Raw genomic sequence first — 15314 nt, 5'->3', positions numbered from 1 at the left:
CTGGCGGTTACTTGCTGGGGTGTTTGGCCTGTAGCTCTTTGGCGGCGGCCAGGTGTTTTTCCAGACCGGGCAGCATTTTCTGCGCAAAGGCTTTGAGTTCGGTGGCGCCTTTGACCTTGTCATCGGTCACGGTGTTGGCTTGTTTTTTGAACAGCTCGATGGTTTCTTCGTGGGCCTTCACCTGATTGTTGGCATAGGCGGCATCGAACGACTCATCGCGCATGTCGAGGATTTTTTCCTTGGCCTGTTTGACCAGCGTCGTGGTATCCGGCACTTCGATGTCGTTGGCCTTGGCAATCGTCGCCAGTTCATCGTTGGCTTTGCCGTGGTCGGTGATCATCATGTTGGCGAAGGCCTTGATGTCGGCCGACTGACTCTTCTCCAGCGCCAGGCGACTGGTTTCGATCTCGGCGATGCCGCCGGCAGCAGCGTTGTCGACGAAGTCGTTGTCGGTGGCAGCAAAGGCCGAGCCCATGCCGGTGCTCAACGCAACGGCCAGAAAAAGATGACGCAGTTTGAATCCGTCCATTGGTGCTTCTCCACGCAGGTTTTTGTGAGCGTTATTCAATGGAGGGAATTGGTCGACCAAAGGTTTTATCGCATTTGCGAAAGGGCGACGAACGGGCACCGCTGGTCTGACAGGTGGTCGACAGAACCGGTCAACCAAGGCCATTCTGATACTTGGCCAGCGCAATCGGTCGCGTTGGCTACCGATCAACTGACGGAGGTGTTCCATGCCGGTGACCCATGATTTGTTACAGGACTTGAAACTGACAAAGGAAGAGATCCAGCAACGACGCACCGCGGATCCACATTTGGATGCACTGATCAACAAGTATTCCCAGGCGGACGCCGAAGTCGTCAAGGCCGAGACGGCGACCTCGGATGCGCCGAGCGACGACACCCTGAAGAAACTCAAAGAGAAACGCCTGCAGGTCAAGGACAAGATCGTCGAGCAGTTGCAGGCTCGAACCTGACCGTCAGTCGCGCCACCGGCCCTCGCTGGTGAAACGACTGGAACGACAGCCCCGACCGGCACCTCGAATGTTCAGAGTCTTCACATTGCGACTCTCAACGAGGTGCCTTATGAAAGATCCAAAATTCCCCAGTGAAGAGCAGGGTGCATTCGACCCGGTACCCACCCATCCCGAGCCGAACAGTCCGGCGCACACCGTCCGTAATCCTGAAGAGGAACGCAAGAGCGAGGAAGTGCCGGAGGATGAGGATCCGGACAAGTTCGATCGATCCAGTAACTGACCGGCTGCCATCGCCTCACTTCAAGGCTGCCTCGAGAGGCATCCGCGCCATGTGCGTCGCCTTCAGCGAGCCGAAATACAACCACTCGCCATACTCGCGCACCGTGGTGATCGGCGAGTAATTGCCGGCGCTGGCATCCTGCAGATTGGCGATCACTTTGCCGTCCAGATCCAGGCCCAGCACGAACCCGCGCTTCTCCACCGGTTTGGGCAGTACAGTCATGGCCCGCACGATCATCTTGCGTACGAACGGGTGTTCAGCCGTGCGATCCAGCAGCGGATTGCGCGGTGTGTACAGCGCCACCCAGAAACGGTCCCGGCCGTTGAACGCGAGGTTGTCCGGTAGCCCCGGCAGGTTGTCGATGAACAGGTCATGGGTGCCGGCCTTGGGCCCGGTCAGCCAATAGCGGCTGATGCGGTAGGCGCCGGTTTCGTTGACCAGCACATAGGCGTCTTCCGGGCCGAGGGTCACGCCGTTGGCGAACTCCAGTTTGTCGAGCAGCACGACGGTCTTGCCGGTCTGGAAGTCATAACGCAGCAGGCGTCCGTCGCCGCCGTGCTCGATGATCGCTTCGCCATCGCGGCCGTAGCCCCAGCGACTCGAGGCATCGCTGAAGTAGGCGTAATGCCCGGACTTGTCGATGGCCACGTCATCGGTGAAACCGAACGGCAAGCCATTGGCCTCGGTGGTCAGCGCCACCAGTTGACCCTGCGCATCGAGCGACAGCAAACCCTTGACCCCGTCGGCGATCACCAGCAAACCGTTGGGATGCCGCGCCAGCCCCAGCGGCCGGCCGCCGGTATCCGCCAGCACCTTGCGCTGCTGACCGTCGAGGCTGGTGCGCAGCAGGCGTCCGTCGTGCAGCCCGGTGATCAGAAAGTCGTTTTCCAGCAGCAGCGCTTCCGGGCCTTCGATGTCACTTGGGCCAACTTGTGCCGCGCCCTTGAGTCGCTGGTTGTCAGCGAATTGGCCTTCGGTCAGCGAGGGCGCAGGTTGCGGCGTCCAGGCCACGGGCTCGACCTTGGTCGGCATCAACAACAAAAAGGCCAGAACGCCGACAATCAGCAGCAACAGCAGATAACGCCATCTCACACGTGGGCTCCCGCGAGAGCGAGGTGCCGGGTCGCCATGTCACGCAGGGCCAGCATCGAAGCCGCCGATTCGCGCTCGATGCGACGCTTGAGCAGCAAGTGGTTGGCAATGCGCAGGCCAATGCCCTCGAACTGATAATCGAGGGTTCGTACAAACCGAGTGGCATCGTTGTGCGCCGAGCACTCATAGGTCAGCCGCAACGACAGACCCTGATCACTTTGGGCCCGGGCACACCAGCGCCGGCCCGGCAGGTATTCGGTGACCTCCCAGCGCAAATGCCCCTCACGCCCGCCAGCGTGAATGTCCTCGTCGAATCGCGCACCGGCATGTAGCGCACCGCTGGGGCCGTCGATCTTCAGTGAAGACGGATGCCACTCCGGCCAGCGACTGACGGTGGCGGCGTAGGCGAGGACGGCGATCGGATCGCCGGCAATGTCGACGGTGTGCTGCATGCGGGTCATGGGCGTTCTCGAATCGGTCAGAGGGGCGGTTTCCGTCTCCCAGTAGAGGGTGCCGAACAGGTAGTCCATCAGCGGAAAAACGATATTGAAATTGCGCTCCTGCATGCGCTCGCGACGGTGATGCAGCTCGTGCAGACGGCGCATCTGGCGGATCCACGGCAGGCGGGTCAGCGGGTTCTGCGGCGGCAGATGCTCGCAGGCGTGAAACACTTCATAGGTCAGGTAACCGAACACCATGCAGCCGCCGAACAGCCCGGCCACATTGCCGTTGAACTGCGCGAACAGCCACCACAGAGGCAGGGTGATCGCCAGCGTGTGCAGCACGATCAGCCAGGCGGGGAACAGGATCACCCGCCAGTCGCGGGCGCCGTCGTAGGTCATGTGGCCGGGGGTGAAGAAGCTGTGATGATCGCCGGCATGCCGGGCATAGAACATCCGGGCGAAGCTCTTTTTGTGGTGGCCGAGGTGGCGGTGCACCATGTACACGCCGAAATTGAAGAACAGCAGAGTCAGCGGCACGGTCAGCCATTCCAGCGGTTGCACCTGGTGCACGCTGCTCCAGAACGCGCCGATGGCCAGCACGCCGAACAGCAGCACGAACGCACCGTGCAGCCACGGGTTGTAGCGGGGATGGATCGCCGCACGGTAGCGGCTGCGAAAAGCCTCGGTGGTCTGCCTCACTGCGGTCACCTGCGGATATTGTCGTTATCCCGGCAGCGTAGCCGATCCCGCCGTTTGTGCAGGGCCAACCTTCAGGTCACAAGTGCCATGCTCCGGTGCATAGCGGCCGTCAGCTCAACGGGTTCCAGCGCTGCGACCAGTCGTCATCGGCTCTGATCACCTCACGCAGCAGGTCGAACGCCTGTTGCAGGATCGCCGAGTCGCGGTCACGGGAGTAGACGAGGTAGGTCGGGTAGCCGAATTCCGGGGCTTTGGTCACCGGCTCCAGCGCGCCGCTTTCCAGATAGGTGCGCACGACCCGGGTCCGGAAATAGCCGCTGCCGCCGTTCTCGAGGATGTATTGCAGGGCCAGCGGGCCGAGGTTGAAGCTCAGCGCAGCCTTGGCTTTTTCCGGCAGGGCTGCGTCGTGCTGGCGGCGGAAGTCCGGGCCCCAGTCGATGTACACGTAAGGGGCAGGGCGGCCCGGCGTGGTCACCAGAATCAGTTTCTCTTCCAGCACCTGCTCGACCTGCAGTCCTGGCCAGTATTCCGGTTGATAGACCAGCGCGGCATCGAGTACGCCCAGTTCGAGCTGGCGCAGCAGGTTTTCGCCGTCGCGGATGTCCATGCGCAAGGCGTGGCCGGGGATTTTCTCTCGCAGCTCGGCAGCCCAACTGAGCATCAATGGGTTGCACAGGCTGACTTCGCCGCCGATGTGCAGCACGTTGTGATAGCCCTCGGGCAAGGGCAGGTCGCGGCGCGCGGCTTCCCAGGTCTGCACCAGCTGATTGGCGTAGACCACAAAGGCCTCGCCGTTGGCGGTCAGCCGCGCACCGGCGCGGTTGCGCACGAACAGCGTGCTGCCCAGCTGGCTTTCGAGTTTCTGGACGCGGGCGGTGATTGCCGTTTGCGTGACGAACAGCTTTTCCGCCGCCGCGGCGAGGCTGCCGTGGCGGACGATTTCCAGAAAGGTGCGGGCGAGATCGATGTCCATGGGCGGGCCGGTGGTTGAGGTGCGCGCATTGTAAGGCAAAAGCGCCCTCACCCTAGCCCTCTCCCCGAGGGAGAGGGGATCGACCGAGTTGTCTTGCGCCATACATCGACCTGAAAGACCGAGTCGATTATGGATTCAAAGCAGATATTCCAAGTCGATGTATCTCGTCAATATCCCCGGATCAGTTCCCTCTCCTGGGGGAGAGGGCTAGGGTGAGGGGAAAAACAGGCACCGCCGATCAACTGACCAGATCGGTCTCAACCACCCGCGCCCATTCCTCCACCAACCGCGCCGGCGTACAGCAAGTCTTTCGCTTGTACACAAAGTTGCGGCACTTCTCGGCAAACTGATTGCGGTTGTACAGCATGTCTTCCTGCATCTCCTGCAACTCGGCTTCGCGGCACTGACGAATCAACTCCTGATCGACCCGCAACTTACGCTCCCGCACCGCTGCATAGGTCGGATCGCTCAGCACACTGTTGGCCCGTTGCAGCAGCCACAGCGAGAACTCGTCCGGGCAGCGCGGGCCGATTTCCTGAACCATGCCCAGTTGCAGCGCCTGCGCAGCGCTGACCGGCAGGCAGGCCTGGGTCAATTGTTCCGCCATGGCCGGGCCGACGGCGCGGGGCAGGCTGTAAGTCCAGTATTCCGAGCCGTACAGGCCCATGCTCTTGTAATGCGGGTTGAGCACGATGTCAGCACGGGCGAACACGATGTCAGCCGCCAGGGCGAGCATCACACCGCCGGCGCCAGCATTGCCGGTGACCCCGCTGACCACCAGTTGCCGCGCGCTGAGCAATTCTTCGCACACATCATCGATGGCCTGGATATTGGCCCAGGCTTCGGCACCCGGATCTTCGGCGGCCTGGATCACGTTCAGATGCACGCCATTGGAAAAACTGCCGCGTCCACCCTTGATCAACAGCACCTGAGTGTCGCGTGATTTGGCCCAACGCAGCGCCTCGACCATACGCCGGCATTGCTCGGTGCTCATCGCGCCGTTGTAGAACTCCAGCGTCAACTCGCCGACCCGGCCTGACTCGCGATAACGGATCGGCTGATACGCCTCGTCGCCGAATGGCGCGTTGGCAATCGACCAGTCCAGCACCGGCACGTGCGCCAGTTTTCCGGCCAGCACATGCCGCGCCGGACGCTTGAAGGTTTCTTCGCCCGGTTGCGGTTTGCGTCGCAGCGAGCCGATCCACAGGCTGTGATCACCGGTCGCCACCAAGACCGCGTCGTCGTGTACCGCGAGAATCTCGCCGGGCATGCCGGTGCGCTGATCGAGGTGCGCGTCGTACACGTAATACTGCCCGCCGGCGAGGCTGGCGAGTACGCCGGGCTGACCGTCCGCCGCATCGATGCAGCGCTTGATGAAGCGCGAACAGTCGTGCCAGCTGAAGGTGCGGTCGTCCTGTTTCATGTTCGGCTGCAAGCGCCCGCGCACTGTCGGATCGTTGTAATCCAGCGCCACCGGCTCGAAGCCGTCGATGAATTTCTCCACCACTTCACGGATGCAACGGATCGCCGCGTCGCTGACCCGACCGTTGTACAGCTCGGATTTACGAAGGCCCGTTGGCAAGTTGAATTCACAGGTGGCCCAGACCGGGCCGGCGTCCATTTCCTCTACCGCTTGCAGGGCGGTCACGCCCCAGGACGGCAGCTCGCGCATGATCGCCCAGTCCAGTGCGCTGGCGCCGCGATCGCCGACGATGCCGGGGTGAATGATCACCACCGGACGCTGCGGATTGCTCCACAGCGCGTGGGGAACGCGATCCTTGAGGAACGGGCAGATCACCAGGTCAGCGCCGCTGTTTTGGATCTGCTCGCACACGGCGGCTTCATCGGTGAACAGCACCACGCTGGGTGAATGCCCGGCCTGACGCAGTTCCAGCCAGGCACGCTGGGTCAGGCCGTTGAAGGCCGACGACAGAAGAATGATGTTGAGTGATCGCATGATTGCTCTTCCTTGAAAGGTCAGCCGCAGGCTCCCGGTGAGCCGTCCGTGGCTATCGATGGAGGCGCAAGGTTAGAGACTGGCGTGGCTGGCGCCACTGATCGAGATCAACGTTGTGTCAGCCAATGTTGCCGTGGCGACGACGTGCCTTATTCTCAAAGGTTTGCTGATCCTGATTTTTTATTACTTCAAATGTCTCAGGCGCTATAGCACAGTCGCACCCCTGATCACCGCCGGAAGATCCCGGCGTATCCATGGATTTTCGCAGCGGGTGGAGCCCGTTTTCAGGGAGTAAGGCATGGGGAGTCACAACCCGCATTACCAGGTCATCGGGCAAATGTTCCAAAAGGACTACCGATGGTTGTGCGCAGCGGTCAGCCGTACCCTCGGCTGCCCGCACAGCGCACAGGACATTGCTTCGGAAACTTTTCTTCGGGTCCTGGCGCTGCCCGATCCGCTGGCGATTCGCGAACCCCGCGCGCTGCTGACCACGATTGCCCGGCGGCTGGTCTATGAAGGCTGGCGCCGGCAGGATCTGGAGCGCGCTTACCTGCAAAGCCTGGCACTGGCGCCGGAACCGGTGCATCCGTCGCCCGAGGAACGGGAGTTGGTGATCGAAACGCTGCTGGCGGTGGATCGCTTGCTCAATGGTTTGTCGGCCAAGGCCAAGGCTGCGTTTCTCTATCACCAGCTCGACGGCCTGACCTACAGCGAAATCGGCGAACGCCTCGGCGTGTCCACCAGCCGCGTGCAGCAATACATGGTCGAAGCGTTCAAGCGTTGCTATCAGGCGATGCAGGCATGAGGCCGGACGAAACGCTGATCGACGAAGCCGCGCAATGGATGGCACTGCTGCAATCGGGGCACGTCAGCTTGCAGGAGCGTGCGGCCTTCGACGCCTGGCGCACGGCGGATCCACGGCATCAGCAGATCATCGAGCAAATGGGTGGCGGGCTGAATCTGCTGCGCCATTCGAACCTGCGCGGCTTGCCGCGTGAGAGTGTGCTGCACAGCTTGAATGCACCATCCAGTCGGCGTCGATTGCTCAGCGGCAGTTTGAGTGTGCTCGGTATCGCGGTGCTGGCCGGTTTGCTCGGTCGACGTTATGGCTGGTTGCCCGAGGCTGGCGAGTTGTCGACCGGTACCAGCGAGCGTCGGGAATTCACGCTGGAGGATGGCAGCGCTCTGACCCTCAATGCCCGCAGCCGCGTGGTGCCGCGCTTCAACAATCTCGAACGTTTGCTGGACTTGCGCAGCGGTGAGCTGCTGATCGATGTGGCGAAAAATCTGGCCCGACCGTTTGTGGTCGAAACCGAGCACGGGCGGATGCGTGCGCTCGGGACCAAGTTCCTGGTGCAGCGCGGTGACGATTCAACGCGGCTGGTGATGCTGCATTCACAGGTCGAAGTGGTCACCGCCAGCGGCGCGCGGCAAGTGGTGGAGGCCGGCGAAAGTCTGCTGTTCAACAGACAGGAAATCCTCGCGCTGGAACGCAGCAAAGGACAGGAAAGTGCCTGGGTGCAAGGGCGGCTTGAAGTGCGTGATCGCCCTTTGAGCGAAGTCATCGACAGCCTGCGCAGCTACCGTCGCGGCATCCTGCACCTGAGCCCCGAGGTCGCCGGTTTGCGCCTCAGCGGTCTCTATCCGCTGGACGACAGCGACCGCACGCTGCAACTGCTGGAGCGTTCGCTGCCGATCCGCGTCACCTGGCACAACCCGTACTGGGTCAGCATCGAAGCACGGTTATAAATCCATAACTTCCCGGTCTATCCGTCCCCCTATAAAAAGCGCCGGCCCGCTGCTCATTCCCTGCAGACGCCTTCAACAGGGAAGCCCCTCGATGTTCTCATTCAAACAACAACAATTGTCCCGCCTGACGCTGGCCATCGTGCTGGCGACGGGGATTGCCCCGGCCGCCGTTCAGGCACAGGACGTCGCCGCTCAGGTCTTTACCTTCGACATTGCCGCCGGGGCCCTCGACGAGGTGCTGCTGGACATCTCGCGGCAGACCGGCGTGCCGATTTCCTTCAGTCAGAATCTGGTGCAGGGCAAGCGCAGCAGTGCGGTGCGCGGCGCATTGGGTGGCCGTCAGGCGGTAGAGAAAGCGCTGATCGGCAGCGGTCTGCAAGTCGAGCAGGGCAGCCAGGGCCTGAGCATTCGCCCGGCCGATGCGCCGGGCGTCGCGCCGGTCAAGGCGGCTGCCGTGGCGCCCGCCAGCAGCGCCGATTACCGAATGGAAAAAGTCACCGTCACCGGCTCGCGGATCGCCCGGGCGCAGAGCGATGGTGCGACGCCGGTCAACGTCATCACCCACGAAGAAATGGAAGCGCGCGGCTACAAGAACGTCTACGACGCCCTCGCCACGCAAACCCAGAACACCGGCATGACCCAGGGCGAAGACTACGGCAACACCTGGCAACCGGCGGCCAGCGCCCTCAACCTGCGCGGCCTCGGCCCCAACCACACGCTGGTGCTGATCAATGGCCGACGGGTCGCCGATTACCCGACGCCGTACGACGGCAAGGTCAACTTCACCAACCTGGCGAACATTCCGTCGGCGATCATCGAGCGTATCGAAGTGCTCAGCAGCGGCGCTTCGGCAATCTACGGTTCGGATGCGATTGCCGGGGTGGTGAACATCATCCTCAAGGACAAAATGAATGGCGTCGACGTCAACCTCAAAGGCGGCACCAGCGAGCGCGGCGGCGGCGACAACCAGCGTTTGCAGATCAGCGGCGGCGGCAGTTGGGGCGACTTCGACGGTTTGTTCGGACTTGAACTGACCAACCGCGATCCGATCTGGGCCGATGATCGCGGCTTCATGCAGAGCGGGCCGCTGGCGGATGTCGGCTACCGTCGCGACCTGACCAACAATCGCTATCTGGGGCCAGGTTGCGGCGCCTATCAGGGCACGTTCGACAACAAGCTGTTCAACAGCGGTGGACGTTGCCGCACCGACCAGATGTACAACGATTACTGGACGGTGCAGACGCAAAAGGAAAACTACGACGGCTACACTCGTGGCACCTGGCATTTCAGCGACAGCGGCCAGGTCTTCGCCGACCTGATGTACGGCCTCGATCACATCCAGAACAACACCCGTGGCCCGACCTTCACTTCGCCGGATTTCATCAACCAGAACAGCGGCAATCTGGAGCGCTGGTACCGGCGCTTCGGTGAAGAGGAAATCGGCGGGCGCACGAGCAACAACAGTAAATGGCGCGATACTTCATGGACCGGCACCCTCGGCCTCTCCGACAAGATCGCCGACACCGGGTGGAACTATGAACTGGCGGCCAACCGGTCCGAATACAAGAGCGTGCGCACCACGCGATACACGCCGCTGTCGTCGATCCAGGATTTCTACCTCGGCCCGCAGCTGGGCACCCGCGACGGTTATCCGGTGTTCGCGCCGGATGCCTCGCGCCTCGACCGGCCACTGACAGCCCAGGAGTGGGAGCAGTTTCGCGGCAATCTGACGCAGAGCAGCAAGTCGGTTTCCACCAGTTACAACGCGTCGGTCAACGGCGAGTTGTTTGATCTGCCGGCTGGCCCGGTGGGATTCGCCGGCGTGCTGGAGGCGGGCAAACAGGAATATCGCATCGACCCGGATGACAGCCTCAACGAGGGCAGTTTCTACGGCGTGACCCCGGCGCAAAGCTCCGGTGGTTCGCGCAAGCGTTATGCGGCCGGTGGCGAGTTCAGCATTCCGGTCACCGACACGGTGCTGGCGACAGCGGCGGGGCGCTGGGACCAATACAAATTCAGCGGCCGCACCGAACAACAGAAAACCTACAACCTCGGCCTGGAATGGCGGCCGGTGAACAGCCTTTTGGTGCGCGGCAGCTACGGCACCAGTTTCCGCGCCCCGGACCTGAACTACATCTATCAGTCCGACAGCAACGGCTACTACCCGGCGCAGATCGACTATTACGGTTGCAGCCAGGGCGTGGAGGGCGCCTGTGACCGTGGGCGCGTCGATTACACCCAGAGCGGCACGGCGGATCTGGAATCCGAACGCGGCAAATCCTGGACCTACGGTTTCGTCTGGTCGCCGTCGCGCAATTTCGATTTTTCCACCGATTTCTGGCGGGCGGAAATCGATGACCTGCTGACCACCGTCGACGAAAACCGTCTGCTGCAGCAAGAGAACGAATGCCGCAATGGCACCCAGGACATCAATTCAGCCAATTGCCAGTCGACCCTGGCACGCGTCGATCGCAATCCCGGCAATGCCGCTGTCGATCCCAATCAGTTGCAGCGGGTGCGGGTAAACGCGATCAACGCAGCCAGCGAACGGGTCAGCGGTCTGGACTTCAAGAGCAACATCCGCTGGGGCGCCGGGCAGTACGGCGCGTTCAGTTCGGCGCTGGGCTACACCCTGGTGCTCTCGCATTACTACAAGGAATCGGACGAAGCACCGACCCAGGACTGGCGCACCTCGCGCACCAACTACGACTGGCGCAGCAAGGTCAACGCCAGCCTGACCTGGGATTACCAGAAGGCCACGGCAACGCTGATGGGGATTCGTTACGGCTCGGTCACCAACGGCGCGGGCGACGGGCGCCTGTCGCCGTGGACGGTGTTCAACGCCAGTGCACGGTACAAACTCAACGACCGGGCGAGTGTCGGGCTGACCGTGAACAACGTGCTCAATCAGGTCAAGCATGACGACTCGGCGGGCTGGCCGTATTACCCGACCGGCAACTACGACCCGTACGGGCGCCAGTGGTGGCTGGATGTGAGTTATCACTTCGGCAGTTGAGGACGGAATGGCGTCAGGCAGCGTCCTACGGAAGTTGCCGGACTTTGGGCGAAAACGGGGATATTTCCGACGACTTTTTAAGGTTGGCCGTCGGAAGCGTGATCTATAGCATCGGCGATGACATTGAAGTCGTTAACGGCCTTATCACTCAGGCCTCTGATAATGGATTGATCATGCGAACTGCACACCTCGAATACGAAACGCCTGCTTATTCCGCTCGCCATCAGTGGCGCGATGATCGTGCCAGGTGCCCCATGGAGGATGTCGCCTTGCCCAGCGCAAAAATGCCCCGGTTGGCGGGTTTGAAGAAAGTCGAGGGCAAGCCTGTCGAATTGCTCGTGCATGGCCGGAACATCGGTGATGACGCCCTGCTGATTATTCAGCTTACCGATGAGGGTTTCGAGCTGAACGACGTCGTCGACATGCTTTCAACCTCCGAGCTTTATCAGCAAGGCGACATGGTCAAACTCATCACTGGCAAGTCGGTCAGAACGGTAAGGCGGCTGCTGAAGGAAGGCAAACCGGTACGGCTTGACCCGCAGCAGAGTGTCATCGCCTACCAATATGCATTGGTGCTGGAGTTAGCCATTCGGGCCTTCGGGGGGCAACCACGGGCGGAGGACTGGCTGCAGAAACCCTCTACCTATTTTTACGGTCATGTGCCGCTGGGATTGACCCTGCATCCATTGGGTTTTCAGATGGTGGAGCAGTATCTGAGTCAGCTTATCTACGGGGTTTACCCATGAACCCATTGCCGTGGGACGAGCATTGGTATGCGTGGCGGCTGGATCGCGAGGTTTATGGAGGGACGTGGGACAGCGGGATGGGGTCAAAGCTCAGAGGCGGTCGATGGAACATACCAGGACGACGCGTCGTCTACGCATCCGTCGATCCTTCCTCGGCCATTCTTGAGGTGGCAGCCAACCGCAGTTTTGATGCCCTGGACAGCGAACCTTATGTATTGACGTGCTTTGAGGTCATCAGCGACGCAAAGGTGAAAATCGTGCAGCCCGAAGAAGTGCCGAACCCTTACTGGCTGAGCCCTGCACGGCCGTCACCCAATCAGCGATTGTTTGCCGACGCTTTACTGGCTGAACATCCGTTTGTGCTGATTCCGTCGGCGGCAACCCGGCATTCGTGGAACTTGCTGGTGAGTTGTGACCTGGCAGAGGGGCAGTTCAAGATGGTCTCGCAGGAGCGGTTCAGCCTTGATACCCGACTGGTCAGGGAAATGGCGTTGGTCTGATGCAGCGTCATGCTGCATTTTGCATAACCTCAGCACCCAACGGTCTAAATCGCGCTCTATAAATCAACATCCGCCATCGCACATCCCTGCATAAACCAAAACGCAGGGATGGCTGTTCATGATCCATTTTTCACCCGTTAAATCCCCTTTGAGCCTGGCCTTGCTGCTGGCGATCAACACGTTGCCGGCCATCGCTGCCGACAGCACGGCCAACGAGCCGACCACCCAACTGCAACGGGTCGAAGTCACCGGCACCGCGATTCGTCGGGTCGATGCCGAAACCGCTGTGCCGGTCACCATTCTGCGGGTCGAGGAGTTGCAGAAGCAGGGCGTGACCACCACCGAAGAGCTGGTCAACCGCATCTCGGCCAACCAGTCTTCGGTGGGCTCCGGGCGCTCGGTGGGGTCGAGCAGCGGCGGGGCGTCTTACGCCGACCTGCGGGGAATCGGCCCGAACAAGACCCTGGTGCTGCTCAACGGTCGGCGCCTGAGCAACAACGCGACCAATGCGATAAATGGCTCCGGCGTCGATCTCAACACCATTCCGTTCGCCGCCATCGACCGGGTGGAAGTGCTGCGCGACGGCGCCTCGGCGCTGTACGGTACCGATGCCATCGGCGGGGTGATCAACTTCATCACCAAGACCAGCCTCACCGAAGGTCAGATCAGCACGAACTACGACACACCGACCCATTCCGGTGGCGGTGAAAGCCGCAACTTCAGCGGCAGCTGGGGTTTTGGTGATTTGCAGGACGATCGCTTCAATGTTTTCGGTGTCGTGAGTTATGACAAGCAACAACGGCTGGCCGCCGAAGATCGCGGTTATACCTACAACTACCAACCGGGGCGTGGTCTTGATTACACCTCCGGCACGGCATCGCCTGCCAACTGGAGCCAGGGCAGCAACGCCACCAACCCATTGGCCGGTTCCGGTTGCAATGCGCCGGGGCTGCTGTCGCGCAATGGTATCTGCCGCCAGAGCCTGTGGAACTACCTCGATCTGGTGCCGGAAACCGAGAAGACCTCGGCCTTCGCCAAAGCCACCGGCAAGCTGTCGGACGAACACAACGTCAGCCTCGAATACTTCTGGGCCCGCAACGAAAACCGGACGCAGATCGGGCCCGGCACTCTGATGGGCAATCAGGTCAATCCTGGCACCGCGTTCTATCCGGGGAACGGCATTACGCCCGGCCCGAGCGGTTTTGCCCTCGACCCGACGCAGCCAGTGGACGTGAACTGGCGTGAAACCGCCGTCGGTGCCCGTCAGCATGAAGATGACAACACCGGTCAGCGTCTGCTGTTGAGCTTCGACGGCACGCTGGTGGGGTGGGATTACAACCTCGGCGCGTCGTACAACCAGAACAAGGTGGTCAACACGATTCGCAGTGGTTATGTGAACGACCGCGCCGTCAGCCAGGGCATCGCCGACGGTGTGATCAACCCGTTCGGCCCGCAGACGGCTGCGGGTTCGGCGTTGCTGGCGGCCAATGAGGTAGACGGCGATTACGCGACGGCGGTGGGCCGGGTCAAGGCGATTGACGGGCGTATCAGCCGCGAGATCGGCGACTGGTTCGGTGCAGGGCCTTCGGCACTGGCGCTGGGCGGTGAGTACCGCAAGGAAGACTTCCATCAGGATTTCGCCGCGTTTGCCGGCGACGTGCAGAGCCTGGGTGTGGATCCCAACGGCAGTGTGCAAGGGGATCGTAGCGTCTCGGCGCAGTACGCCGAAGTCAACGTGCCGGTGCTCGACAGTCTTGAATTGTCCGCCGCCGTGCGCCACGACAAATACAGCGACTTCGGCAGCACCACCAATCCGAAATACTCGTTCCGCTTCCAGCCGTTCAAGGAGCTGGTGGTGCGTGGTGCCTACAGTGAAGGCTTCCGTGCGCCGTCGCTTTATGAGTTGTACAACCCGACGTTCACCTCGTTCACCAATGCCAACTACAACGACCCGCGCCTTTGCGCCGGTGGCAACCCGAGTAACGGCGGCATTGCCAACCGCGACTGTGCCCAGCAGTTCAACCGTACCTCCGGCGGCAACACCGATTTGAGCCCGGAAACTGCGCGCAACGTCACCCTCGGTTTCGTTTATCAGCCATTCGATCGCCTGACCACCGGGCTGGATTTCTGGTGGATCGACATCGCCAACCAGATCGCCGAATTCCCTGAATCGGCGGTGTTCGAAAACCCGGAACTGTATCCGGAGCGTTTGATCCGCAAGCCGGACGGCTCCATCGATCACATCGTCACCGGCCTGGCCAACCTCGGCAAGATCAAGACCAACGGCGTCGACGTGAGCTTCGACTATCGCCTGCCGAGCACACCGTACGGCGATTTCGGCATCGGTCTGCAAGGCACTTACGTCACTCGCTACGACTATCAGCAGCAGCTCAAGGGCGACTACATCGACAAGCTCGGCGATTTTCGTGGCGGCGACTTTGCCTCGGCCGGCGCCGTGGCTCGTTGGCGTCACAGCCTGACCGGCAGCTGGAACTACGGCCCGCTTGGCGCGAGCCTGACCAACCGCTACACCAGCGGTTACCACGACTCGGATCGCGAGACTCACGATTATGTCGGTTCGTACAACGTCTGGGACGTGGCCGGTACCTACACCTGGCGCAAGACCCTGGCGGTGACCCTCGGGGTGAAAAACCTGTTCGACCGCGAGCCGCCGTTCAGCAACCAGACCTACACGTTCCAGAGCGGCTACGACCCGAAATACGGCGACCCGTTTGGCCGCACGTTGTACACGCGGGTTAATTACAAGTTCTGAGAATGATCGGTCAGGGCGGGTTTTAGTAACACATCGTTCTAAACCCCGCCCTATAAAAAGGCCCGGCCTGTTGCACATCACAGTCAGGCAGGCACGTGGTGAAAGGATC

The 15314-nt window shown here is 61.5% G+C and carries 13 protein-coding genes; 8 read left to right on the top strand and 5 right to left on the bottom strand.

All coding sequences use genetic code 11. The annotated features are described in order from the left end of the window. Positions 1-7: 7 nt before the first annotated feature. Positions 8-529, bottom strand: a complete 522-nt coding sequence (locus GQX66_RS04135; protein ID WP_085695913.1) for a DUF4142 domain-containing protein — start codon at positions 527-529, stop codon at positions 8-10. A 205-nt stretch (positions 530-734) separates the two neighbouring features. On the opposite strand from GQX66_RS04135, the gene GQX66_RS04130 reads away from it, so the two are divergent. Beyond that, entirely contained in the window at positions 735-977 is a 243-nt protein-coding gene (locus tag GQX66_RS04130; protein ID WP_007959466.1) for a DUF465 domain-containing protein, read from the top strand. A 109-nt stretch (positions 978-1086) separates the two neighbouring features. Continuing rightward, the gene (locus GQX66_RS04125; RefSeq protein WP_007959467.1) at positions 1087-1257 is read left to right on the top strand and encodes a hypothetical protein; all 171 of its coding nucleotides are present in this window, start codon (positions 1087-1089) and stop codon (positions 1255-1257) included. A gap of 15 nt (positions 1258-1272) precedes the next feature. Here the strand turns inward: GQX66_RS04125 and GQX66_RS04120 are convergent, their stop codons facing one another. From GQX66_RS04120 to GQX66_RS04105, 4 genes are all read right to left on the bottom strand, one after another. Then, a complete protein-coding gene (locus tag GQX66_RS04120) occupies positions 1273-2349 on the bottom strand; it encodes an SMP-30/gluconolactonase/LRE family protein (protein ID WP_240866761.1) in 1077 nt (358 codons plus the stop codon). Beyond that, positions 2346-3491, bottom strand: a complete 1146-nt coding sequence (locus GQX66_RS04115) for a sterol desaturase family protein (protein WP_240866757.1) — start codon at positions 3489-3491, stop codon at positions 2346-2348. The genes GQX66_RS04120 and GQX66_RS04115 overlap by 4 nt, the downstream gene beginning before the upstream one ends. A gap of 109 nt (positions 3492-3600) precedes the next feature. Next, positions 3601-4464 (bottom strand): LysR family transcriptional regulator, encoded by an 864-nt coding sequence (locus tag GQX66_RS04110; protein WP_085610473.1) that lies wholly within the window; start codon positions 4462-4464, stop codon positions 3601-3603. 238 nt (positions 4465-4702) lie between these two features. Beyond that, entirely contained in the window at positions 4703-6421 is a 1719-nt protein-coding gene (locus tag GQX66_RS04105) for a hydrogenase maturation protein (RefSeq protein WP_240866741.1), read from the bottom strand. 298 nt (positions 6422-6719) lie between these two features. Here GQX66_RS04105 and GQX66_RS04100 point away from each other — a divergent pair, with 298 nt between their 5' ends. The 6 genes from GQX66_RS04100 to GQX66_RS04075 all read left to right on the top strand — a co-directional run bounded on the left by GQX66_RS04100 (position 6720) and on the right by GQX66_RS04075 (position 15205). Beyond that, positions 6720-7226 carry a sigma-70 family RNA polymerase sigma factor gene (locus GQX66_RS04100; RefSeq protein WP_011334510.1) on the top strand — a complete coding sequence of 169 codons (507 nt, stop codon included), beginning with the start codon at positions 6720-6722 and terminating at the stop codon, positions 7224-7226. Further along, positions 7223-8170, top strand: coding sequence for a FecR family protein (locus tag GQX66_RS04095; RefSeq protein WP_240866738.1), 948 nt, complete (start codon positions 7223-7225; stop codon positions 8168-8170). The genes GQX66_RS04100 and GQX66_RS04095 overlap by 4 nt, the downstream gene beginning before the upstream one ends. Positions 8171-8261: 91 nt before the next feature. Continuing rightward, the gene (locus GQX66_RS04090; protein WP_240866735.1) at positions 8262-11186 is read left to right on the top strand and encodes a TonB-dependent receptor; all 2925 of its coding nucleotides are present in this window, start codon (positions 8262-8264) and stop codon (positions 11184-11186) included. Positions 11187-11440: 254 nt separating this feature from the next. Next, positions 11441-11932: an antitoxin Xre/MbcA/ParS toxin-binding domain-containing protein gene (locus tag GQX66_RS04085; RefSeq protein WP_085745851.1), complete on the top strand. Its 492-nt coding sequence runs from the start codon at positions 11441-11443 to the stop codon at positions 11930-11932. Further along, positions 11929-12432, top strand: a complete 504-nt coding sequence (locus tag GQX66_RS04080; RefSeq protein ID WP_102687613.1) for an RES family NAD+ phosphorylase — start codon at positions 11929-11931, stop codon at positions 12430-12432. The genes GQX66_RS04085 and GQX66_RS04080 overlap by 4 nt, the downstream gene beginning before the upstream one ends. Positions 12433-12550: 118 nt before the next feature. Then, the gene (locus tag GQX66_RS04075) at positions 12551-15205 is read left to right on the top strand and encodes a TonB-dependent receptor (protein WP_240866721.1); all 2655 of its coding nucleotides are present in this window, start codon (positions 12551-12553) and stop codon (positions 15203-15205) included. Positions 15206-15314: the final 109 nt, after the last annotated feature.

Origin of the sequence: Pseudomonas sp. B707, from assembly GCF_022496685.1 — a bacterium.
In the GTDB taxonomy this organism is placed as follows: domain Bacteria; phylum Pseudomonadota; class Gammaproteobacteria; order Pseudomonadales; family Pseudomonadaceae; genus Aquipseudomonas; species Aquipseudomonas paraglycinae.
This window is presented reverse-complemented; position numbering and strand designations above follow the sequence as displayed.